Raw genomic sequence first — 22,817 nt, forward strand, 5'->3', positions numbered from 1 at the left:
GGGCCCCACCCCTACCGCGGACGAGCCGCATGTGTCCGCGGTACTCGGCCGCCGCCAAGCCGCCGCCAAGCCGCCGCCAAGCCGCCGCCAAGCCGCGCCAGGTGGTGCGCCCGCTCGGCAACCATATGGACCAGGATCTGATGCAGGGTGACATGCCGCCGGTCCTCGGGCCACCACGGCACCATACCGGCGGCATCAACCGGGAGTGCCCCGATGGTGGCATCGCTGTGTGCCGGGCGAACCGGTGCAGCTCAACGATGTCTTCCCGGCTCTCGTCGGCCGTTACCCAAAGGTTGGCGTCCGGGGCCGCGCCGTCGTCGTACCACGGGAGATGCCGGCCGCTGGGGCGGCCGAAGACCTCGCCGAAGTAGCCCAGCTCCACACTGGTTACGTGCTCCCCAACCAGCCGCCGTAACGTGCAGAATAGTCTCGTATACCGGACACCGGGACAGACCACTTGGTGCCGTGGAGCATAGTTCGGGGCGCAAGCTTAAGTACGGCATCCCGGACTTCCGGGGGCGACGGGACAACCCCCGGCGTAACCCCTGACAACCGGCGACACATCGGAGGACACAGTGGCAGGCCCTGTAGCAAAGATGGCGTCCAAGGTCCCCGCTGCCGAGAACACCCTTCGTATCCTCAAACTGTTGGCCTCGAAGCGCGGGCCGATGGCGGCGTCGAGCATTGCCACGTCCCTGGGTCTGCCCCGTTCCAGCGTCTACCACCTTCTGGGTGTGATGGAGGCAAACGGCTTTGTCCTCCACCTGCACGAGGAACAGCGGTACGGGCTCGGCATCAGCGCCTTCGAACTGAGCTCGGCCTATTCGCGCCAGGAGCCGCTGTCCCGCTTGGGCCGGCCGCTGCTTGCCTCGCTGGTGGACGTGATCGGCGAGAGCGCGCACCTGGCCGTCCTCCACGGCCGGGACGTGCTGTACATCGTCGAGGAGCGGGCCAAGAACCGCCCATCCCTGGTGACCGACGTCGGCGTCCGGCTCCCCAGCCACCTCACCGCCAGCGGCCGGGCCATCCTCGCTGCGCTGCCGAAGTCGCAGGTCAGGGCGCTGTACCCCAACGCCGCAGCCTTCAGTGCCCGGCATGAGGTGGAAGGCGCAATCATGAAGTACTCGGCGCTGTCCTCCCACCTCGACCAGGTCCGGCAGCGCGGCTATGCCACCGAACATGGTGAAGTGACGCCCGGTTTTGGGTCCATCGCGGCGGCCGTCACCGATCACGTCGGATGGCCTACCGCGGCCGTCGCCGTCACGTTCCTGGAGGACAAACTGCCGGCAGACCAGTGGCCCGCGTTCGCCGCCCGGGTGCAAAAGGTGGCCGACGAGCTCTCCGTCCGCATCCACGGCCGTCCTTCGACTTAGAGCCATTCGGCCCGGTGGCAAGCCGGCTGTCGGGTTTTGCCCAATCAATCCGTCGAGCGGCTGCGGTAGGCCCGGCAACTCGGGGCCCGCACGGTGGCCTCGGCGAATGGTGACGCAGAATCCGACACGTCCGCGCAGGGCCGGTCCCATGGTCCGTGAAACGCTCGGCCGACGGGTCTGGAATCCCGGACAGTGCTGTCCCGAAGGCCCTGTCTGCCCGGTCCCGGAGGGGCTTTAGTTGATACAGAACCACTTCCGCTCAGCACGAACACACGAAGGAGCCCCCCATGGCACCCGCCGATTTCACCACCGGTGCCCGCCCGGTCAAAGCTGCCCGCGGCATCGAGCTCACCGCCAAGAGCTGGCAGACGGAAGCCCCGTTGCGCATGCTCATGAACAACCTGGACCCCGAGGTGGCCGAGCGGCCCGATGACCTGGTGGTCTACGGCGGCACCGGCCGCGCGGTCCGGTCCTGGGCCGCGTTCGACGCCATCACCCGCACCCTGGAAACCATGGAAAAGGACGAGACCCTGCTGGTCCAGTCCGGCAAGCCCGTGGGTGTTTTCCGCACCAACGAGTGGGCGCCGCGGGTCCTGCTGGCCAACTCGAACCTCGTGGGCGACTGGGCGAACTGGCCCGAATTCCGCCGGCTCGAGGCCGAGGGCCTGATGATGTACGGCCAGATGACAGCGGGGTCGTGGATCTACATCGGCACCCAGGGCATCCTGCAGGGCACCTTCGAGACCTTCGCCGCGGTCGCCCGCAAACTCACCGGCGACGAGAACGGCACCCTCGCCGGGACCCTGACCCTCACCGGCGGCTGCGGCGGTATGGGCGGCGCCCAGCCGCTCGCCGTCACCCTGAACGATGGCGCCTGCCTGATTGTCGACGTCGACGAAAGTCACCTGCGCCGCCGCGCAGGCAAGCGCTACCTCGACGAGGTGGAAACAGACCTCGACACCGCCATCGCCAAAGTGCAGCAGGCCAAGCAAGAGCGCCGCGGCTGGTCCGTGGGCTACGTGGGCAACGCCGCCGAAGTGGTCCCGGAGCTCCTGCGCCGCCACAAGGCCGGCGCGCTCACCGTGGACATCGTCACGGACCAGACCTCCGCCCACGATCCGCTGAGCTACCTGCCCGAGGGCATCTCCGTGGCCGAATGGCACCGCGAGGCCGCCGCGGACCCGGAAGGCTTCACCAAGAAGTCCCAGGCCTCGATGGCCAGGCACGTCCAGGCCATGGTCGAGTTCCAGGACGCCGGCGCCGAAGTGTTCGACTACGGCAACTCCATCCGCGACGAAGCCCGCAAGGGCGGCTACGACCGCGCCTTCGAGTTCCCCGGCTTCGTCCCGGCCTACATCCGCCCGCTGTTCTGCGAAGGACTAGGCCCCTTCCGCTGGGTTGCCCTCTCCGGCGACCCCGAGGACATCGCCGTCACGGACAAAGCCATCAAGGAACTCTTCCCCGAGAACAAGCACCTGCACAAGTGGATCGACGCCGCGCAGGAACGGGTCGAGTTCGAAGGGCTCCCGGCCCGCATCTGCTGGCTGGGCTACGGCGAACGCGCCAAGGCCGGCCTGCTGTTCAACCAGCTGGTCAAGGAGGGCAAGGTCAAAGCGCCCATCGTGATCGGCCGTGACCACCTGGACTCCGGCTCCGTCGCATCCCCGTACCGCGAAACCGAGGCCATGGCCGACGGGTCCGACGCCATCGCCGACTGGCCGCTGCTCAACGCCCTGCTCAACACCGCCTCCGGTGCCACCTGGGTCTCCATCCACCACGGCGGCGGCGTGGGCATCGGCCGCTCCATCCACGCCGGCCAGGTCTCCGTCGCCGACGGCACCGACCTCGCCGCCCGGAAACTCGAACGCCTCCTCACCAACGACCCCGGCATGGGCGTCATCCGCCACGCCGACGCCGGCTACGACCGCGCCGTCGAGGTCGCTAAAGAGCGCGGCGTCCGCATCCCGATGCAGGAGTCGGCAGACTCCCCAGAAGCAAAGAAGTAGGAACACCCAATGACACTTACAACCCACGAACCGCTCACCGTCACCCTCGGCTCCAGCGGCGTCACGCCCGAGGACGTCGTCGCCGTCGCCCGCCACACCGCCAGGGTGACCATCGCCCCGGACGCGCTGGACAACGTGGCCAAGATCCGCGCGCATATCGACAGACTGGCGCACAGCGAGACGCCGGCCTACGGCATCTCCACGGGCTTCGGCGCGCTGGCCAACCGCCACATACCCAACGAGCTGCGCACCCAGCTGCAGAAGTCCCTCATCCGCAGCCACGCCGCCGGCATGGGACCCGCCGTGGAGCGCGAGGTGGTGCGCGGCATCATGTTCCTGCGCGCCAAGACCCTCGCCTCCGGCCGCACGGGCGTCCGGCCGGTGGTCCTGCAGACCATGGTGGAGGTCCTCAACGCCGGCATCACTCCGGTGGTCCGCGAGTTCGGTTCGCTCGGCTGCTCCGGCGACCTCGCCCCGCTGTCGCACTGCGCCCTGGTGCTCATGGGTGAGGGTGAAGCGGAAGGGCCCGACGGCGTGACTTACGGCGCGCGCGGTGAACAGCCCGTCGCCGTACTGCTCGCCGAACACGGCATCGCGCCGGTCACCCTCGCCGAAAAGGAGGGCCTGGCGCTGGTCAATGGCACCGAGGGCATGCTGGGCATGCTCCTGATGGCCATCGCAGACATCCGCCGGCTGCTCACGACGGCGGACATCACCGCTGCGATGAGCGTCGAGGCGCTGCTCGGTACAGACCAGGTCTTCCTGCCGGAGCTGCACGCGGCCCTGCGTCCGCACCCGGGGCAGGCCGCGTCCGCGGACAACATGCTGCGCGTGCTCTCCGACTCGCCCATCGTGGCCTCGCACCGGGTGGGAGATTCGAAAGTCCAGGACGCCTACTCGCTGCGCTGCGCACCCCAGGTTTCAGGCGCTGTCCGGGACACCGTGGACTACGCCGCGCTGGTGGCTTCCCGCGAACTGGCCGCAGCCATCGACAACCCGGTGGTCCTGCCCGACGGGCGCGTCAGCTCCAACGGCAACTTCCATGGCGCCCCCGTAGCCTACGTGCTCGACTTCCTGGCCATCGCCGTGGCCGACCTGAGTTCCATCGCCGAGCGCCGCACGGACCGGATGCTCGACCCGGCCCGGTCCCACGGCCTGCCTGCCTTCCTCGCCTCAGATCCGGGGGTTGATTCGGGCCTCATGATCGCGCAGTACACGCAGGCGGGCCTGGTCTCGGACAACAAGCGGCTGGCCGTCCCGGCGTCGGTGGACTCGATCCCGAGCTCAGCCATGCAGGAGGACCACGTGTCCATGGGCTGGCACGCCGCACGGAAGCTGTGCAAGGCCGTGGAGAACCTCCGCCGCGTCCTGGCAATCGAACTGGTGACGAGCGCCAGGGCGATTGATATCCGCACCCAACTGTCCGGGGGAAAGCTGCTCCCCGGGCCGGCGGGTACTGCCGTTATCGGTGTACTCCGGGGCGTCGTGGACGGCCCCGGCGCCGACCGGTTCCTGTCGCCCGAACTGGAAGCGGCTGACCGCCTGGTTGCCTCGGGAGAGGTGATCGCGGCCGCCGAATCCGCCGTCGGAATTCTTGCTTGAACAGGAATATTCTTCGGTTCTGCCGGCTTTTCGGGCTAATGGTGAAATATGGTGCAACACGCACATTTCTGGATCCGGAAGTGTAGTAGAACTGAAGGTGTAGTGAAAGTCACATCAAAGAGGCTGTGACGGGACGTATACAAAGGGGTAGAAGTTCAAATGAAAGCACGTGGGGCTGTCCTGTCGAGGCGCAACGCTCATTCCGCCACCGTTTCTGACTGGGGAACATTCCAGGCGGGGGACCAGGTGGAAATCATCAAGCACGCCCATGTCATTGCGGCGGGTGAGGTGGAAGAAGTATCGAAGAGCGGGAATGTGTTGTGGCTTGTACCGGCGGGGCCGTCGGAAGAGCAACTCATCCTGAAATCTGACGGTGTGGAGGTTCGCCGGAGCTGACCTTGACCGCAAAAAAGTCCCTGCCACCCGGACTGACCGGGCCGCGGGGACTTTTTGCGTCTAAGAGGGTTGGATCAGGCGGCGATGGCTTCGTAAGTCTCGCCGAAGGGAACTGACTCGTCCAGGGCAACCGTAAAGCGTCCGGGGTGCAGCCGGGTCACCAGGATGCCGCAGGCTGCATCTTTGGCAGTCTCGATCAGGGTGGCAACAGCGTTGTCCAGCCCTTTGTGCATCTCGTGCGGCGTCGAAAACTGCAGGTCGAGGGACCGGGCATCTGAGGCCTCATGGGCCGCAGCGGCGGCCAGGGGGCGTTCCAATGTAGCTGTAGTCATACCTTCAACTATACCGGCGATGCGCCAATATGTCAGATGACTGCTCTTTTTTGCGATTAGATGCCAAAAGTCGAAGCTTGTTCGCAGGACGCCGCCTTGAGGGCGGGCTTAGCGAACAAGCTTCGGCTTGGCGCAGGTGGCGCAGGAAGCCGCGGCCCCAGCCCCCGGTTAGCTGCCTGTTCCAGCTTTCACGCCAACACTGGACAATCAGCCTCGAGCAGGATCCGCTGCGACGTGCTGCCCATAATCAGTTTGCCCACCGGGGTGCGGCGGCGCAGGCCGATCACAATCAGCTCCGCATTGTGCTTCTCGGCAGCGTCCAGGACCTCAGCGGCGGCGTCGTGGCCGCGGACCGGCTGCTTGATGGCATGGTCAATGCCGTGGGAGGCGAGGCGCTCGTCGATGCTTTGCATCTCGTCTTCCTGCGCGTACCGGTTATCCACCAGGGCGTCGCCCTTGGAGGAGTTGATGACCAGCAGTTTGGTGTTGGCTTTCCGGGCCTCCTCGATGGCCTGGGTCAGCGCCGCTTCGCCCTCGGGGGTAGGGACATATCCCACCACGATCGTCATGGTTGCTCCTTCTTGTCTGTGGGCTCGGTGGTGCCGGAGTGGTGCGTGTCCCGGCGGGACGCGATCGAACTAACCATCGCGGTCACCGGCGCTGTCCCCTGCATGCCGGGGCCCGTGGGGGACGCTGCAACGTGCGGCATCGGCCGGCGCGGCGGCGCCGGAGTTCACCGGCAGACCTGCTGGCACTGCCACCGGCCGGTTGCGGCGGATCAGCTTGAACAGCAGCGGCCACAGCAGGATGAGCGCCACCAGGACGTAGATTCCGACGGCGATCGGCTCGCTCCAGAGTCCGGCGGGGTCGCCGGCGCTCAGCTGCAGCGTCTGGCGAAGCTGCTTTTCGAGGCGCGGTCCGAGGATAACGCCCAGGATCAGCGGAAGGACGGGGAGCCCGAAGCGCCGCATCATGAAGCCCAGTGCGCCCAGCACCATTAGGAGCACCAGGTCGAAGGCCTGCAGGTTCACCGAGTACGCGCCCAATGTAGCGAAGAACAGGATGCCCGCGTAAAGGTAGGGCCGAGGCAGCTGCAGGAGCTTCGCCCACATCGGTGCCAGCGGCAGGTTGATGATCAGGAGCAGGAAGTTGCCGATGAAAAGGCTGGCGATGAGCGCCCACACCAGGGGTCCCTGGCTTTCGAACAACTGCGGCCCGGGCTGTATGCCGTACTGCGTGAAGGCAGCCAGCATGACTGCTGCTGTGGCGTTGGTGGGCAGGCCCAGGGCCAGCATGGGGGTCAGCGTGCCGGCAGCCGCAGCGTTGTTGGCTGCTTCCGGACCGGCCACGCCCTCGATGGCGCCATGGCCGAACTCTTCGGGGTGCTTGCTCAGGCGCTTTTCTGTGACGTAGGAAAGGAACGTGGGGATCTCGGCGCCACCGGCCGGAAGTGCGCCGAAGGGGAAACCGAACGCTGTGCCGCGGAGCCATGGCTTCCAGGACCGCTTCCAGTCGGACTTGCCCATCCACGGCTGTCCCACGGGTATGGCATGCAGGGGAGTGCGGCGCAGGTGCGCGGCAACCCAGAGTGCCTCGCCGACGGCAAAGACGGCCACCGCCACCACCACAATGTCCAGGCCATCGGACAGCAGCGGCACGCCGAACGTGAGCCGCGCCTGGCCCGTGACCACGTCAAGGCCCACCAGGCCGATCGCGAGGCCAAGGCCCAGGGAGGCAAAGCCGCGAAGCCGGGAGGAACCGAGGACGGCGGTGACTGCCAGCAGCGAAAGAACCATGATGGCAAAGTAGCTTGGCGCACCCAGGCTGACGGCGAAGTCCACCACGATAGGTGCGCAGACAGCCAGGAGGGCGGTGCCGATGGTGCCGGCCACGAAGGAGCCAATGGCCGCCGTCGCCAGTGCCTGGGCGGCCCTGCCGGCCTTCGCCATCTTGTTGCCTTCGATGGCGGTGACCACGGACGATGACTCACCGGGCGTATTAAGCAGGATGGAGGTGGTGGAGCCGCCGTACATGCCGCCGTAGTAGATGCCGGCGAACATAATGAAGGCGCTGGTGGGTTCCAGGGCGTAGGTGACCGGAAGCAGCAGTGCCACGGTCATGGCCGGGCCGAGGCCGGGGAGGACGCCGACGGCGGTACCCAGGACTACGCCGATTACGGCGTAGAGGAAATTCATGGGGGTCAGGGCGGTGGCAAAGCCGTCCATCAGGGAGGAAAAGACATCCATCAGAGAATCCCTTCCAGGAGACCGGCGGGCAGTGCAATGCCAAGCCCAAGGTAGAAGCCATAAAAGGTCAGGAGGGACATGGCCACAGAGATGAGGCCGTCACGGACGTAGTGACGGCTGCCGAGCGCCCACACGCTGCCCCAGAACAGGACAGTCCCGGAGATCACCCACCCGGCCCAGTCGATCAACAGGATGTTGGCGACGAAGGCCCCCACAAGCGGAAGCACGGTCTTCCAGTCCGCCGGGTGGCTGAGGTCCACGTCCTCACCGCCCTCAACTTCGCCCTGGCCGCCGCGGAAGACGTTGATGGCCAGCAGCAAAGCGCAGACCAGCAGGAGTCCGCCCACGATGAACGGCAGGGTTTTTGGTCCTACGGGATCAGTCCGGGAGTAAGGGGTGACGATCCGGGCCGCGTCCGCGATGACCACGGCCCCGGCCGCTCCGAGCAAGAGGGCTACCCCCAGCTCGGAGCGGCCTTTGAGCTTTGCAGCCAATGTGGTTGAGGAACTCACGCCAAGCCAAGCTTCGTGAGGACGTCCGCCACCCGCTTGTCCTGCTCGGCCAGGAAGGTTTCAAACTTGGCGCCGGTGATGAAGGCGTCGGTCCAGCTGTTCGTCTTCAGGGCCTGCTTCCAGGCGTCAGTGCCGTGCATCTTTTCAAGTGCGCCGATCAGCTTGGCCTTGTCAGCGTCGCTGATGCCCGGAGGCGCCACGATGCCGCGCCAGTTGGTGAACACGAGGTCGATGTTGGATTCCTTGAGCGTGGGGGCGTCAACGCCGTCGAGCCGCTTCTCGCCGCTGGTGGCCAGGACGCGGACCTCGCCGGATTCGATCTGCTTGAGGTACTCGCCGGCGCCGGAGGCGGCGAAACCCACCTTGTTGCCCAGGATGGCCGGGAGAAGGTCTCCGCCGCCGTCGTAGGATACGAAGTTCACCTTGGTGGCGTCGATGCCCATGGCGCCGGCCAGTTGCATCGGCAGCAGGTGGTCCGGGCCGCCCGGGGAGGAGCCGCCGCCAACGCTGATGGAGCCGGGATCAGCCTTCCACGCGGTAACCAGGTCATCGATGGTCTTGTATGGCGAATCCTTGTTGACCATGATGGCGCCGGGCTCTTCGATGAGCCGGGCCAGCGGGGTGGTGGCCGTCAGCTTGGACTCGGACTTGTTGGTGTAGCTCGCGCCCACCACGCCCAGGCCCATCAGCATGGTGAGGTCGCCGTTGCCCTTTTCGTTCACGATGCGGGCCAGGCCCACGGTACCGCCGGCGCCGGCGAGGTTGAAGACTTCGGTGTTGGTGGCAACCTTCTGGTCGTCGAGGACCTTCGCTGCCACGCGGGCTGTGGTGTCATAACCGCCGCCCGGAGTGTTGGGGACCATGATCTGGAGCCCAGTCACCGGGCCGGCGGCGGCACTGGAGCTGGCTCCGTCGGTTGAGCTCTTTCCGGTGGCACCGCAGCCGGTGGCCATCAGGGCGATGCCGGCGGCGACGGCGGCAATTCGCAATGCGCGGATCTGGCGCATGGTGTTCCTCTTCTCTGAAAAACTTCTGGGAAAACGATCAGCAAAACTGACTGGTGATCCGATGCTAGGTGCAGTGGTGACGGGCATCATTCTTGTGTACGCAGAGAAAGTTAAGTTCATTGCGTTCACGGTTCCGGCAGTCATCCGTTCTCCCTCCGGGGCCCAGGAGGGGACAGAGTTCAGGTAGCCTGACCTCCAGAGGGCCCCATCAGAAGAAAGAACCACAGTGACTCGACGACGAAAGAATGTCCCTTGCGGGGCAGTATCTGGTTCTGCAGTTGCTGATTGTCTTCGCAGTCCTGGTGGCCGTGGTGGCCATCTCCCTGGCCCAGTCTGCCAGCGCATTCGAACGGACCGAGGGCCGCCGCGCCCTGTCAGCCGCCGAGGCGCTCGCCGCCAACCCCACCGTGCGCGAACTCCTCCCGGCCGCCGAGCCGCGGGGAGGATCGGCTCTGCCGGCCGTCGCCGAGTCGGTGCGGACAGTGTCCGGATCCTCGCACGTGGCGCTTGCCAAACTGGACCGCACGGTAATTGCATCCTCGGATCCGAGCCTGCTGGACCGGCCGCTGGAACTGGGCGGCAGCCGGGTGCTGGAAGGCCGGGCGTGGACCGGCGTGGTGGAAGGCTCCGGGACCGAGGAACTTTCTGCCCACGTTCCGGTGCTGGACGATTCCGGAAAACTGATCGGCATTGCAGCCATCAGCCGGAACTACCCCTCAACGCTTGACCGGCTCGGCGACGCCGTGCCCAACCTGCTCACGTATCTCGGCGTGGCCAGCGTGCTGGGCGTGGCCGGCTCCCTGCTGCTCTCCCGCCGGGTGAAGCGGCAGACGCTCGGCATGGAACCTAGCGAAATCACCGGCCTGGTGGAGAACCGCGAGGCCATGCTCCACGGCCTCAAGGAAGGAGTGGTTGCCTTGGATCCGCATGAGCGGATCACCGTTGCCAACGACTCCGCCCGCGCCCTCCTGGGCCTTCCCGCGGACTGCGTGGGCAAGAGGCTGCACAGCCTCTCCGTCGAGCCCGCACTCAAGGATGTCCTCACCCGCGAGCAGCCGGGCCCGGACCGGCTGGTGCTGGTCGGTAATCGCCTGGTGGTGCTTAACCGCGTGCCCATCCAGTCCCGTGGACGCGATATCGGCTCGGTCACCACACTGCGTGACCGGACGGAACTCTCCGCCCTCGAGCGGGAACTTGGCACCACCCGGACGGCCACCGACACCCTCCGCGCCCAGGCCCACGAATTCGCCAACCAGCTCCACGTGATCTCGGGCCTGATCCAGATCGGCGAATATGATTCCGTGGTCCAGTTCGTCAATGGGGCCACGCTGGACAGGACCAGGCTGAACGACGAAGTCACCAGCCGCATCGAGGACCCGGCGCTCGCGGCCCTGCTGATCGCCAAGTCCAGCCTCGCCACCGAACGCGGCGTCGCGCTGAAGCTGGACCCGGAATCCGGCCTGGAGCGTGTTGATGATGAGCTGTCGCGCGATCTCACCACCGTGGTGGGGAACCTGGTGGACAACGCGTTCGACGCCGTCGCCGGGCTTCCGGAGCCTGCGGTGCGGGTGCTGGTAGAGGACTCGGCCGACGGCGTCACGGTCACCGTCCGCGATACGGGCCCGGGCGTCGCCGGCGATACGGCGGAGATCTTCCGGCAGGGTTTCACCACCAAGGACCCGGGCCCCGCCGGCAGCCGGGGCTTCGGCCTGGCGCTCTCCCGGGTGGTCTGCCGGCGCAGCGGCGGCGAACTGACGGTGTCTAACGATAACGGGGCGGTCTTCACGGCGCGGTTTGAAAGAACGAGGAAGCTGGAGCCATGATCAATGTCCTGATTGTTGACGACGACTTTATGGTGGCCAAGGTCCATGCGGGGTTCATCCAGCGCACTCCCGGTTTCGCCGTCGTCGGAGTGGCCCATACGGGCGCGCAGGCTGTGACCGAATCTGCCCGGTTGCTGCCCGACCTGGTGCTGCTCGACATCCACCTGCCGGACGTCAACGGGCTGGACCTGATGCAGAAACTGCGGGAAGTGGCTCCCGAACTGGATGTGCTGGTGATCAGCGCCGCCCGTGAAGTGGACACGGTGCGCAGGGCCCTCCGCGGCGGGATTGTGCACTACCTCATTAAGCCCTTTTCGCAGACTGACCTGCAGGAACGGCTGGAGCACTACCGCAATGCTTACCAGGGCCTGGACTCGACCAAGGACGTGGCGGAGCAGTCGGACGTGAACCGGGTGTTCGGACTGGACCGGACCGAGCGGCCGCTGCCGAAGGGCTGCAGCATCGAGACCCTGAAGCTGGTGGAAGGCGCCCTGAAAGAGGCCGACGGCGACCTGTCCGCCTACGAAGTTGCCGTCCGGTTGGGCACGTCCCGGGTCAGCGCCCGCAGGTATCTGGAGTACCTCAACGATGAGGGGGCGCTGGAGGTCCGGCTCAAGTATGGTGTGGGCCGACCGGAGCGGCGCTACGTGCTGAAGGTTTAGCCGTACGGCAGAACGTGCTGGACGGAAATCTTGGCTAGCGAAGGAGCGTGTTCACCAGCCGGGCGGCCACCCGGGCGGTCCGGCCGTCGATGTCGAATTCGGGGTTCAGTTCTGCCACGTCGAGGTGCAGGAGCCTCCCGCTTTGGGCCACCTGGCGGCAGACCGCACTAATCACCGGCAGGGGCACGCCGTAGGCTGCGGGTGCGCTCACGCCGGGTGCCACGGACGCCGGCAGGACGTCCAGGTCGATGGTCAGGTACAGCACGTCCACATTGTTAAGAAACTGCGCCACGAACTCCTCCACGCGATCCGCCGTGCAGTTCTCGTCGAGCAGGTACTGCACGCCCAGCCGGTCTGCCGTGCTGAAGAGCGCCCGGGTGTTGTTCGGCTCAGAAATGCCGACGACGGCGTACCGGAATTCGCGGCCCGCAGCGGCTTCCGCCTGGGCCATCTGGAAAAACGGCGTGCCCGAACTGGGCACAGGCTCCTCCCTGAGGTCAAAGTGGGCATCAAGGTTGAGGACGCCCAGCAGCCGGCCGGTGCGCACTGCTTCGGAGCCTGCCACTCCCAAATAGCTGGCGTAGGCGGTTTCGTGCCCGCCGCCGAGCACCACTGTGAGGCTGCCGGCGTCGAGCATGGCGGCGATCGACTGACCTGCGCGGACCTGCCCGGCTTCCAAGGCGCCGTCCGCGACCACCACGTCGCCGGCGTCGGACACTGCGCGGTCCAGATGGAAGGCCAAGGGCCCCAGGGCTGCGCGGAGGGCCGCCGGTGCCAGTGCGGCACCGGTCCGGCCCTTGTTGCGGCGCACGCCTTCATCGCTGGCAAAGCCGACGATGACGGCCGGGCGGGCGGCTGGAGGCTCGGCCCCGGCAGTGCCGTGGACGTAGGGTGTGACCGCCTGCCACCAGCGCCGGTGGTCGCCGCCGTCGCCGTCAAACCGCCCGGTCCAGGGCTGCGGCGGGACATCAACGGCGGGTGCAGGGAGGGTCATGCTCCAAGCTCACCGCATGCCCGCCGCGAAAGCGAGCCGGACCGCAGTCGTCCTGTCTGGAATTCCGGACCTTCCCCATTAGCGCAGGGAATAGGTCTTAGATTATGCCCAGGGCGGCCTCGATGGGTCCCACGGCGAAGAAGAGCAGGAACGCGGCGGCCACGGCCCACATCAGCGGATGGACTTCGCGTCCACGGCCCTGGAAGGTGCGGATGATGACGAAAGCGATGAAGCCGGCACCCAGGCCGTTGGCGATCGAATACGTGAACGGCATCAGGGCGAACGTCAGGAAGGCCGGGATGGCAATCCCCCAGTCCTGCCAGTCGATTTTGCCCACCTGGGAGACCATCATGAACCCGACCACCACGAGGGCCGGTGCCACCGCTTCGAACGGGACAAGGTTGATCAGCGGGGTGAAGAACATGGCCACCAGGAACAGCAGGCCGGTGACGATCGAGGCCAGGCCAGTGCGGGCCCCCTCGCCGATGCCGGCACCTGACTCGACGAAAAGCTGGTTGGATGACACGGACGCGCCGCCGCCCACGATCGCACCGAGTGCGTCGACCTGGAGCACCCGGTCCACGTTGGGGATGTTTCCGTCCTTGTCCACGGTGCCGGCCTCGTTGGCCAGGCCCACCATGGTGCCCATGGCATCGAAGAAGATGCTGAGCAGGATCACGAACGCCAGCAGGGAGGCTCCCACGAAGCCCAGGTGCGCGAACGCGCCGAACGGGTTGGCCTTGCCGATCAGCGACAGGTCCGGAGCCGCCCATTCGGTGAACGTGGGGGCCACAAGGGACCAGCCCTGCGGGTTGAACTTCCCGTCACTGACGCTGGGTCCGATGTGCAGGGTAAATTCCAGGATCACGGACAGGATGGTGGAGGCGATGATGCCGATCAGGATGGCGCCCTTGACCTTGCGGACCAGCAGGCCGATGGTCAGGATGAGGCCGAAGACGAACACCAGCGTGGGCCAGCCCAGGAGCTTGCCGTCGAAACCGAGCCCAACGGGGACAGTGGTGCCCGCGGCGTCGGGGATGCGCCGGACAAAGCCGGCATTGACCAGCCCGATCAGGGCGATGAACAGGCCGATGCCCACCACGATTGCCGTCTTGAGTCCGTCCGGAACGGCTCTAAACACGGCGGTCCGGAAACCCGTGAGGACCAGGATCAGCATGGTCACACCGGAGATCACCACCAGTCCCATCACGTCGGGCCAGGTCAGCCCGGGGTTGGTGGCTACCGTGACGGCGATGAAAGCGTTGACACCGAGCCCCGTGGCCAGCGCGAACGGGTGTTTGGCCCAGGCGCCCATCAGGATGGTGAGGATGCCCGCCACGAAAGCCGTCACCGCTGCAACCGCGGGGAACCCCAGGGTGGTGCCGCTGGAGTCCGGCCCGGAGAGGATCAGGGGGTTCAGCACCACGATGTAGCTCATGGCAAAGAACGTGGCAAAGCCGCCGCGGATCTCGCGGGAGAGATTTGAGCCTCGCTCGGAAATCATGAAATACCGGTCCAGGGCAGAGCCTTGCTTAAGCATTAGTCCTCCGGTGAAAGTGTTATGGGGATACCTGAATACTAAAGGGCGGCGGGCCTCCGCCCGGGACAACATAGCCCCGGTCACAGCCGAACTCCGTCGAAGGTACGCTGTCGCAGGCCAAGCCTAGAATGACTGTCAGGAACTTCACAACGCCCAAACGATGGAGACACCATGCCCACTGCCACCTCGACGGACGAGCAACTCCCGTCGGCCCACGTGGCCGACACTCACGATCTGATCAGTGTGCAGGGTGCCCGGGAGAACAACCTCAAGGACATCAGCATTGAGATCCCCAAGCGCCGGCTGACGGTATTCACCGGGGTGTCCGGCTCAGGCAAGAGCTCACTGGTCTTTGCCACCATCGCCGCGGAGTCGCAGCGGATGATCAACGAGACCTACAGCGCCTTTGTGCAGGGCTTTATGCCGAACCTGTCCCGGCCCGAGGTGGACCGCCTCGAGGGACTGACCACGGCGATCATCGTTGACCAGGAGCGCATGGGCGCGAACCCCCGCTCCACGGTGGGCACAGCCACGGATGCCAACGCCATGCTTCGGATCCTCTTCAGCCGGCTGGGCACCCCGCAGGTGGGCCCGCCCACGGCATTCTCCTTCAACGTCCCCACGCGCAAGGCCAGCGGTGTGCTGAGCACCGAAAAGAGCGGCGGCCGGGTGGACAAAAGCGTGGTGCAGAACGCTGTGTACCTGGGCGGTATGTGCCCGCGCTGCGAGGGCATGGGTGCGGTCTCCGACTTCGACCTCACTGCGCTCTATGACGACAGTAAATCGCTCGCCGACGGTGCCCTGACGGTTCCCGGCTACAGCATGGATGGCTGGTACGGCCGCATCTTCAGCGGCGCCGGCTTCATCATGGACAAGCCCATCGCGAAATACACCAAAAAGGAAATGCACGACCTCCTGTACAAGGAGCCCACCAAGATCAAGGTCGAGGGCATCAACCTCACCTACGAGGGCCTGATCCCGAAAATCCAGAAATCGATGCTCTCCAAGGACGTCGACGCGATGCAGCCCCACATCCGGGCGTTCGTGGAGCGTGCCATCACCTTCCAGGCCTGCCCCGAGTGCGAAGGAACGCGGCTCAGCGCGGTAGCGAGGTCCTCGGAGATCCAGGGGAAAAACATCGCAGACCTCTGCAAACTGCAGATCAGCGACCTCGCCGGCTGGGTCCGCGACCTCAAGGAGCCGTCGGTGGCGCCGCTTCTCAAAGGCCTGCAGCACCTGCTCGACTCGTTCGCCGAAATCGGCCTGGGCTATCTCTCCCTGGACCGGGCCGCCGGCACGCTCTCCGGCGGAGAGGCCCAGCGCACCAAGATGATCCGGCACCTGGGCTCCTCCCTGACGGACGTCACCTATGTGTTCGACGAGCCCACCATCGGCCTGCACCCGCACGACATCGAGAGGATGAACCAGCTCCTGCTGCAGTTGCGCGACAAGGGCAACACCGTGCTGGTGGTTGAGCACAAGCCTGAGACGATCGCCATCGCGGACCACATCGTTGACCTTGGTCCGGGTGCCGGGACCCAGGGCGGCAGCGTCTGCTTCGAAGGCACGGTGGACGGGCTGCGGGCCAGCGACACCATCACCGGACGCCACCTCGACGACCGGGCCGCGGTCAAGGAATCGGTGCGTTCCTCGTCCGGTGCGCTGGAGGTCCGCGGGGCCTCGATGCACAACCTCAAGGACGTCGACGTCGACGTCCCGCTCGGGGTGCTGTGTGTGGTCACGGGCGTCGCCGGTTCGGGCAAGAGCTCGCTGATCCACGGTTCCGTGGCCGGCCGCGACGGTGTGGTGGTGATCGACCAGGGCGCCATCAAGGGGTCGCGCCGCAGCAACCCGGCAACATATACGGGACTGCTGGAGCCAATTCGCAAGGCCTTCGCAAAGGTCAACGGCGTGAAACCGGCGTTGTTCAGCTCCAACTCAGAAGGTGCCTGCCCCACCTGCAACGGCGCGGGCGTGATTTTCACCGAACTCGGCGTGATGGCCACTGTCGAGTCCACCTGCGAGGACTGCGAGGGCCGCCGTTTCCAGGCGTCGGTCCTGGAATACCAGCTGGGCGGGCGCAACATCGCCGAGGTGCTGGCGATGTCGATGACCGAGGCAGCAGTGTTCTTCGCTGAAGGCGAAGCCCGGACCCCGGCCGCCCACAAGATCCTGGACCGGCTCGTGGACGTGGGCCTCGGGTACCTCACTCTCGGCCAGCCCCTCACCACACTGTCCGGCGGTGAGCGGCAGCGCGTCAAACTCGCCACCCAAATGGCGGAGAAGGGCGATGTCTATGTCCTCGACGAGCCGACCACCGGCCTTCACTTGGCCGACGTCCAAAACCTGCTGGGCCTCCTGGACCGTCTGGTTGACTCCGGAAAATCGGTGATCGTTATCGAGCACCACCAGGCGGTCATGGCGCACGCTGACTGGATCATCGACCTCGGCCCCGGCGCAGGGCACGAAGGCGGCAAGGTGGTTTTCGAGGGGACGCCGGCGGAGCTTGTGGCGGCCAAGCCGACGCTCACCGGCAAGCACCTCGCCGTATACGTGGGCGCCTAGGGAGGGCAGTCAGCGCAGCGGCTAGGCTTGGAGGACGCCAACTTTGAGGGAGCAGTCCACCGATGCGATCCATCCGCCGCCAAATGCTGAGCCTTTTGCTTGGGACCTTCGTTGTCGCCGTCGCGCTGCTGGGGTTATCCGCCCCTGCCGTGGCGCACGACGCCGCCGAGTCCAGCAGCCCCGCGCAGGGAGCCACGGTGGCGTCGCCACCGGAGAAGGTTTCGGTCACGTTCAGCAAGAATCCATTGGGCATCGGCGCACAGTTTTCCGTCAAGGATGCCAGCGGCGCCGAGTGGGCCAATGGGGCCGTTGAGATCGTGGACAACGTGGCTTCCCAGCCGCTGAAGGGCGGCGCCCCGGCGGGCGCCTTCACGGTGGCCTGGCGCGTAGTCGGCTCGGACTCCCATCCGATCGAGGGGGCGTTCGGCTTTACGGCGACCGCCGCGGCGGAGGGGGCATCGCCGTCGGGCCTTTCAACGCCCGGAACAACGGTCGGCCCGACGGCGTCCGCGGCCATTCCGGGGATGGGAACCGCCCAGCCGGGAACCATCGTGGCACCGGAACCGGCGGCGGATGCGTCCGAACCGTTTCCCTGGAGCCTGGTGATCTTTGCCGCGGTGGCGTTGGGCCTGCTCGTGACCATCGGAATCCTGGCGAAGCGCCGACTCACGTCCGGCAGTGACGACGAATACGCGGAAGAAGGCACAGCCAGGTCCTAGCCGGCGGAACTCCCCGCCAGGATGGCCGGGCCGGCCTCAGGGTAAACCTTGGACGAGATTGCCTGGCCCACGGTTTTTGCCTGCCGCAGCACTTCCTTGGGCGAGGGCGTAATAAGGTCGCCGACGCCCACCAGGTAGATGCCGATCTTCCGCATGGCGGCCACCAAATTGCGGCCAACGGTGATGCCGAAGTCGCTGAGCATGCGCCGCAGCTGGCTGTGCGCGCAGCGGGTCAGCACAATGTGGTCTGCCAGCAGGATTCCGGTGGGGGTATGAACTTCCCACTGCCGGGCCGGGGACTCTATCTGCGACGCAGCGGCTGTTGGGCCCCCCACCATGGTCAACTGAACGGCGCGGGTGGTGGTGCGTACATCCATGTGGTGGCTGGCTGCATAGTTGCGCAGGTGCCGGAGGATCTCGTTGCGTTCCTTGAGGGAGTCGGAGTCTGCTGCGTCGCAGCGCTGCAGCGAAGTGGTGTTTGCCGGTTGCCCGGCGCCCAGGATGTCCAGCCCGTCCACCACGATGGCACCCACGCCACGCCGGCGCAGTTCTGCGCCGACCGCGAGGCCGGAGAGCCCGGTGCCGATGATCACCGTGGTGGTCCGCTCGGTCCCGCCAGTCACAGACATGGTTGACACTACAGTTCTCCTCCTTGAAGGCATTCGGCTGATGCAGGCGTCGTCGCACTGCATGCGTGCCCTAACCCCCAAAGTCCGGCCGCAACAGCGGCCCGCGATGCCCCCTTGGAGAGGCATCACGGACCGGCAGTGCCTCGAAGACTACAGAAGATTGGTGACGGGGGATAGCCCACCACGAAACATTCGTGTTAACGATGGATACGGTTGCCGTTCCGTTTGCCATGGGCTGTGGATAACTGCCCATCGCTGGCTCTGGCGGCCTTGCTAAGTGTCCGCGGACCGAGAATAGTGATAAGCGGAAGCAGAGTATTCCTGACCAGCCCCGATGTCCATGCGGCGGGTGCAGGCAAGCCCTTAGCTTCTGGCAGAATGGCCCGAAGCTAAGGCCGGAAAACTAGGCAGTACCGCGAGGAGGCGGCCCGATGGGCGCACATGAGATGCAACCGGACCCGGAACGGGAGAACATGGCCAATTCCACCGCTCCCCAGGGAATCGTTGTGGGTGTAGACGGATCCGACCACGGCCAGTGCGCACTGGTTTGGGCAGCCCGGGAAGCCGAACGCCGCCGTCGGCCGTTGCACATTGTCACCGCCTATTCAGTGCCCATCTTTGCTGCGTCGGGGCTGGACGGCGGCTACGCCACAGTGGATGATTCCGTGATCCGCGAGGGTGCCGAAGCGATCATCCAGCAGGCGATGGACAAGGTTTCGGGCTACAACATCGACGTCGATGCCTCCGTGGAGAACGGTGACGCCTCGGGTGTCCTGCTGGAAATGTCGGAAACGGCTGAGCTGCTGGTGTTCGGCACCCGCGGCCGCGGCGGATTTGTGGGCCGCCTGCTGGGCTCGGTGAGCAGTGCGCTTCCGGCCCATGCCAAATGCCCGACGGTAACTGTGCCCCTGATCTGTTCGGACCGGCTGGGCGAAACAACGGACGACAAGCGCATCCGGGCCGAACAGGCCAAAGAGGGACACAAGCAGGTTGAAAACGTGGTAGTGGTAGGCGTGGACGGGTCCGAGCAGGCGCGGGTCGCCGTGCTGGAGGCCGCAGACCAGGCTGAACGGCTGGGGGCAACCCTGCGCGTGATCTGCGCCGTGCCCCAGTTCAGCGGATCCGTGGCCTGGGTCCCCGCCCCGATGGACCGGCAGGGCCTGTTTGAAGACATTCAGAACCAGTTGGATGCCGGGAAGGCCTGGCTGAAGAGCCACTACCCGAACCTCCGTGTGGAGTCGGAAGTGAAGGATGGCTCGGCCGTGGATGTCATGGTGGACGCCAGCAGGCACGCGGAACTCGTGGTGGTGGGCACCAGGGGCCGTGGCGGTTTCACCGGCATGCTGCTGGGTTCCACATCCGGGGGGGTCCTGCACCACACCAAGGGGCCTGTCCTGGTGGTCCCGGATCGCGACGACCCCCGGCTCGCGGACCGGGCGAAGTTCGGACCCATCCTCGGCGCGGCCTGACCGAACGCCTTCGCACCAGGAGCTATCAAAGTGCCAGGCGACGGCGACGGATCTCCCATCCTGGGGTTGGAGACCCTCCGCGCGGCCATGGTGCCCCTCGTCGGTGGAAAAGCCGCCAACCTCGGGGAACTGCTTTCCGCCGGGCTGCCTGTGCCGGACGGCTTTTGCCTCACGACGGCGGCCTACCGCCTGGCCACCGGCGGTGACGCGAACGGCGCCGCCGGCCCGCTCGCCGGGATCCATCAGGCCCTGCAAACGACTGCCGACGGCGACCTGCCCGCCATGGCAGCGCTGGCCGGCCAGGCACGGGACATCATCAGAAGTGCACCGGTCCCGCCCGTGATAGCAGAAGCCCTGCAGGCGGCGTACGCGGCGCTGGGCAACGACGTGCCGGTGGCGGTGCGGTCCTCGGCCACTGCCGAAGACCTTCCTTCCGCGAGCTTCGCCGGGCAGCAGGACACCTACCTCAACGTGGTGGGTGCGGCCGCCGTTGTGGAGGCGGTACGCAGCTGCTGGGCTTCGCTGTGGACCGACCGGGCTGTCAGTTACCGGGCCACGCGGGGGATCGACCCTGCCTCGGTGGCACTCGCCGTAGTAGTCCAGCGGATGGTGGATGCCACGGCCGCCGGTGTGTTATTTACAGCAAACGCGCTGACCGGCCGCAGGCAGCAGGCGGTTATCGATGCCAGCCCGGGGCTGGGGGAGGCCGTGGTGTCCGGAGCGGTAAATCCGGACCGTTTTGTGGTTGATCCGGTGGCCGGGAGGGTCCTGGAACGGCACCTTGGCGATAAACGCATCGCCGTCCGGCCGATCTCCGGCGGCGGAACCCGCACAGTGGCCGTCAGCAACGGCGGGGCCGCGGCCTGCCTGACGGACCAGCAGGCTGGAGACCTTGCGGCCCTTGGACTCCGCGTGGAGCAGCATTGCGGCGCGCCGCAGGACATCGAATGGGCCATCGACGGCGGCGGGCAGCTGTGGCTGACGCAGTCGCGGCCCATCACCACCCTGTTCCCGGTTCCCCAGCGGACCGGCCGCGGCGCGGGGACGCCCGCACCCGGGACAACGGGCGGAGCCGGTAGCGCTGCCAAAAGGGCTGTCGGGGAAGGCGCCCGCGTGTACCTCTGCTTCAGCCTGGCGCAGGGCCTGGTCCGCCCCATCACGCCCATGGGCCTCGCAGCCTTCCGGCTGATCGCCTCGTCGGTGGCCCGCGCGGCCCAAATTGACGTGCCCGAGCCACGCAACGGCCCGCCGCCCTATGCCGAGGCGGCGCAGCGGATCTACTTCGACATGACGGCTGTTGCGCGCAGCACTACAGGCCGGCGGATCGTGCCCAGGGTCTTTGACGTGATGGAGGCGCGCTCGGCTACGGTGCTGCGGAAGGTCTTCGAGGACCCACGGTTTTCCGTGACCCGGCGGACGCCGCTGGCCCTGTTGCGCCACGTGCTGCCCGCGGCAGCGCATGCCCGGATGCCGGAGACGCTGCTCCGGGCCGTATTCCGCCCGAACGTTGCCCTCCGCCGGGCCAACCGGCTGCCACGGGAGTTCGGCGACTCCATCCAGTTGCCTGCCGGCGCCACACCGCTGCGGCGCCTCGACCATGCCGAACATGTCCTGAGCACCCGCATCTTTTCGGTGGTCCCGTCCATCCTGCCGCTTCCGGCGCTCGGGTTCGCCGCACTGGCGCTGGCCGGGAAACTGCTGGGCGGTGGCCGCCGGGATGACCTGGAGGTAGTGCTCCGCGGGCTTCCCAACAACGTCACCACTGAAATGGACCTGGAACTGTGGCGCCTCGCCCGGGTGATTAGAAACGACGGCGGTTCCCGCGCCGCCGTGACCGGCCGGAAACCCGCTGCGCTCGCCGAAGACTATAAGGGGGGCCAGTTGCCCGCGGAGCTGCAGGCCGGGCTGGCGCGCTTCATGGGCCAGTACGGGCACAGGGCTATCGCCGAGATCGACGTCGGCATGCCGCGATGGTCCGACGATCCCACCCACATTCTTGGCGTCCTGGCCAACTATCTGCGGCTGGACGCGGGCGCGACGGCGCCGGACGCCAAGTTCAGCAACGCCGGCGAGGAAGCGGAAGCCCAGGTGCTGCGCCTGGTGGCGGAGGCGCGTGCCCGCGGCCGGCTGAGGGGTGCTGTAGTCCGGGCAGCACTGCGGCGTGCGCGGTTGTTTGCCGGGCTGCGCGAACTCCCCAAGTTCCAGCTGGTGGTGGGTCTTGCCGAAGTACGGAAGCAACTGGCCATGGTGGGCGAGGCGCTCGCCGCGGCCGGTGCCGTGGACGCACCGGATGACGTCTTCTTCCTGAACCTGGACGAAGCCAGGGCCGGCCTCCTGAAGGGCAAAGCAGCGGGAGCAGCAGAGGGCGCGGACGGTGAACCGGGAGCAGGACCCGCTGACATGCGCGGCCTGGTGGCCGGCCGGCGCGAGGCGTATGCCCTGGAACTGAAGCGGCGCCACGTGCCGCGGGTGCTGCTCTCGGACGGCACCGAACCGGAGGCCCTGCAGCCTGCGGGCACCTCCAAAGAGCCCGCGGTGCCCGGCACCCTGACCGGGAGCCCGGCGTCGGCCGGAACGGTCACCGCCGCCGCCCGCGTCATCCTGGACCCCGTGGGCGCGCACCTGGAGCCGGGGGAAATCCTGGTGGCCCCGTCCACCGACCCCGGATGGACCCCGCTCTTCCTTACCGCGGGCGGATTGGTGATGGAGATGGGCGGCCCCAACTCCCACGGCGCCGTCGTCGCCCGGGAGTACGGTATCCCGGCGGTGGTGGGCGTCCCCGATGCCACCCTGCTGCTTACCAGTGGCCAGCAGATAACCGTCGACGGCGGCGCTGGCACCGTAGTGCCTTCGTAGCGGGTCAGGCCATACCCAGGAGGGGTGTGCACAACCGTCCGCAGGCGTAACCTGAAGTATGGGCTCCAACGATGAACGGGGGCTGG

Annotated in this window: 19 protein-coding genes and 1 pseudogene; 11 read left to right on the forward strand and 9 right to left on the reverse strand. The window is 66.7% G+C overall.

The genetic code is table 11. The features are described from left to right. Window positions 1-11: 11 nt before the first annotated feature. A pseudogene (locus ABIB27_RS16770) lies at window positions 12-457 on the reverse strand (mycothiol transferase). Window positions 458-596: 139 nt separating this feature from the next. Between ABIB27_RS16770 and ABIB27_RS16775 the strand changes: the two are divergent. The 4 genes from ABIB27_RS16775 to ABIB27_RS16790 all read left to right on the forward strand — a co-directional run bounded on the left by ABIB27_RS16775 (window position 597) and on the right by ABIB27_RS16790 (window position 5,377). Then, entirely contained in the window at window positions 597-1,373 is a 777-nt protein-coding gene (locus ABIB27_RS16775; protein WP_354216800.1) for an IclR family transcriptional regulator, read from the forward strand. A gap of 287 nt (window positions 1,374-1,660) precedes the next feature. Beyond that, complete coding sequence (gene hutU, locus ABIB27_RS16780) at window positions 1,661-3,379, forward strand: urocanate hydratase (protein ID WP_354216721.1); 1,719 nt, start codon at window positions 1,661-1,663, stop codon at window positions 3,377-3,379. A 9-nt stretch (window positions 3,380-3,388) separates the two neighbouring features. Beyond that, the gene (gene hutH / locus ABIB27_RS16785) at window positions 3,389-4,981 is read left to right on the forward strand and encodes a histidine ammonia-lyase (RefSeq protein ID WP_354254324.1); all 1,593 of its coding nucleotides are present in this window, start codon (window positions 3,389-3,391) and stop codon (window positions 4,979-4,981) included. 159 nt (window positions 4,982-5,140) lie between these two features. Next, window positions 5,141-5,377, forward strand: a complete 237-nt coding sequence (locus tag ABIB27_RS16790) for a hypothetical protein (RefSeq protein WP_354216722.1) — start codon at window positions 5,141-5,143, stop codon at window positions 5,375-5,377. Window positions 5,378-5,451: 74 nt separating this feature from the next. Here ABIB27_RS16790 and ABIB27_RS16795 read toward each other — a convergent pair whose 3' ends face one another. The 5 genes from ABIB27_RS16795 to ABIB27_RS16815 all read right to left on the reverse strand — a co-directional run bounded on the left by ABIB27_RS16795 (window position 5,452) and on the right by ABIB27_RS16815 (window position 9,474). Next, window positions 5,452-5,709: a hypothetical protein gene (locus ABIB27_RS16795; RefSeq protein ID WP_354216723.1), complete on the reverse strand. Its 258-nt coding sequence runs from the start codon at window positions 5,707-5,709 to the stop codon at window positions 5,452-5,454. Between the two features lie 188 nt (window positions 5,710-5,897). Continuing rightward, window positions 5,898-6,278, reverse strand: a complete 381-nt coding sequence (locus ABIB27_RS16800) for a universal stress protein (RefSeq protein WP_354254326.1) — start codon at window positions 6,276-6,278, stop codon at window positions 5,898-5,900. Between the two features lie 69 nt (window positions 6,279-6,347). Continuing rightward, entirely contained in the window at window positions 6,348-7,955 is a 1,608-nt protein-coding gene (locus ABIB27_RS16805) for a tripartite tricarboxylate transporter permease (RefSeq protein WP_354216726.1), read from the reverse strand. Beyond that, window positions 7,955-8,467, reverse strand: a complete 513-nt coding sequence (locus ABIB27_RS16810) for a tripartite tricarboxylate transporter TctB family protein (RefSeq protein ID WP_354216727.1) — start codon at window positions 8,465-8,467, stop codon at window positions 7,955-7,957. Before ABIB27_RS16810 ends, ABIB27_RS16805 begins: the two co-directional genes overlap by 1 nt. After that, window positions 8,464-9,474 carry a Bug family tripartite tricarboxylate transporter substrate binding protein gene (locus ABIB27_RS16815; RefSeq protein WP_354254329.1) on the reverse strand — a complete coding sequence of 337 codons (1,011 nt, stop codon included), beginning with the start codon at window positions 9,472-9,474 and terminating at the stop codon, window positions 8,464-8,466. The genes ABIB27_RS16810 and ABIB27_RS16815 overlap by 4 nt, the downstream gene beginning before the upstream one ends. On the opposite strand from ABIB27_RS16815, the gene ABIB27_RS16820 reads away from it, so the two are divergent. From ABIB27_RS16820 to ABIB27_RS16830, 3 genes are read left to right on the forward strand one after another with little or no spacing between them, the layout of a single operon-like run. Continuing rightward, a complete protein-coding gene (locus tag ABIB27_RS16820; RefSeq protein WP_354216729.1) occupies window positions 9,473-9,661 on the forward strand; it encodes a hypothetical protein in 189 nt (62 codons plus the stop codon). The genes ABIB27_RS16815 and ABIB27_RS16820 overlap by 2 nt on opposite strands. 58 nt (window positions 9,662-9,719) lie before the next feature. Continuing rightward, window positions 9,720-11,297 carry a sensor histidine kinase gene (locus ABIB27_RS16825; protein WP_354254332.1) on the forward strand — a complete coding sequence of 526 codons (1,578 nt, stop codon included), beginning with the start codon at window positions 9,720-9,722 and terminating at the stop codon, window positions 11,295-11,297. Beyond that, window positions 11,294-11,959, forward strand: a complete 666-nt coding sequence (locus tag ABIB27_RS16830) for a response regulator (protein WP_354254334.1) — start codon at window positions 11,294-11,296, stop codon at window positions 11,957-11,959. Before ABIB27_RS16825 ends, ABIB27_RS16830 begins: the two co-directional genes overlap by 4 nt. Window positions 11,960-11,993: 34 nt before the next feature. Here ABIB27_RS16830 and hutG read toward each other — a convergent pair whose 3' ends face one another. Next, complete coding sequence (gene hutG / locus ABIB27_RS16835; protein ID WP_354254336.1) at window positions 11,994-12,953, reverse strand: formimidoylglutamase; 960 nt, start codon at window positions 12,951-12,953, stop codon at window positions 11,994-11,996. Window positions 12,954-13,050: 97 nt separating this feature from the next. Further along, a complete protein-coding gene (locus ABIB27_RS16840) occupies window positions 13,051-14,493 on the reverse strand; it encodes an NCS2 family permease (protein ID WP_354254338.1) in 1,443 nt (480 codons plus the stop codon). Between the two features lie 171 nt (window positions 14,494-14,664). On the opposite strand from ABIB27_RS16840, the gene ABIB27_RS16845 reads away from it, so the two are divergent. Together ABIB27_RS16845 and ABIB27_RS16850 are read left to right on the forward strand one after the other, a co-directional pair. Beyond that, window positions 14,665-17,058: an ATP-binding cassette domain-containing protein gene (locus ABIB27_RS16845; RefSeq protein WP_354216733.1), complete on the forward strand. Its 2,394-nt coding sequence runs from the start codon at window positions 14,665-14,667 to the stop codon at window positions 17,056-17,058. 62 nt (window positions 17,059-17,120) lie between these two features. Next, the gene (locus tag ABIB27_RS16850; RefSeq protein ID WP_354216734.1) at window positions 17,121-17,777 is read left to right on the forward strand and encodes a copper resistance CopC family protein; all 657 of its coding nucleotides are present in this window, start codon (window positions 17,121-17,123) and stop codon (window positions 17,775-17,777) included. Here the strand turns inward: ABIB27_RS16850 and ABIB27_RS16855 are convergent. Beyond that, window positions 17,774-18,406: an NAD(P)/FAD-dependent oxidoreductase gene (locus tag ABIB27_RS16855; RefSeq protein WP_354216802.1), complete on the reverse strand. Its 633-nt coding sequence runs from the start codon at window positions 18,404-18,406 to the stop codon at window positions 17,774-17,776. The two genes, ABIB27_RS16850 and ABIB27_RS16855, sit on opposite strands and share 4 nt — an antisense overlap. A 431-nt stretch (window positions 18,407-18,837) precedes the next feature. On the opposite strand from ABIB27_RS16855, the gene ABIB27_RS16860 reads away from it, so the two are divergent. Together ABIB27_RS16860 and ABIB27_RS16865 are read left to right on the forward strand one after the other, a co-directional pair. Further along, entirely contained in the window at window positions 18,838-19,875 is a 1,038-nt protein-coding gene (locus tag ABIB27_RS16860) for a universal stress protein (RefSeq protein ID WP_354254340.1), read from the forward strand. Window positions 19,876-19,962: 87 nt separating this feature from the next. After that, window positions 19,963-22,731, forward strand: a complete 2,769-nt coding sequence (locus tag ABIB27_RS16865; protein ID WP_354254366.1) for a PEP/pyruvate-binding domain-containing protein — start codon at window positions 19,963-19,965, stop codon at window positions 22,729-22,731. Window positions 22,732-22,817 lie beyond the last annotated feature (86 nt).

It is taken from the genome of Arthrobacter sp. UYEF21 (assembly GCF_040546085.1).
Lineage (GTDB): Bacteria > Actinomycetota > Actinomycetes > Actinomycetales > Micrococcaceae > Arthrobacter.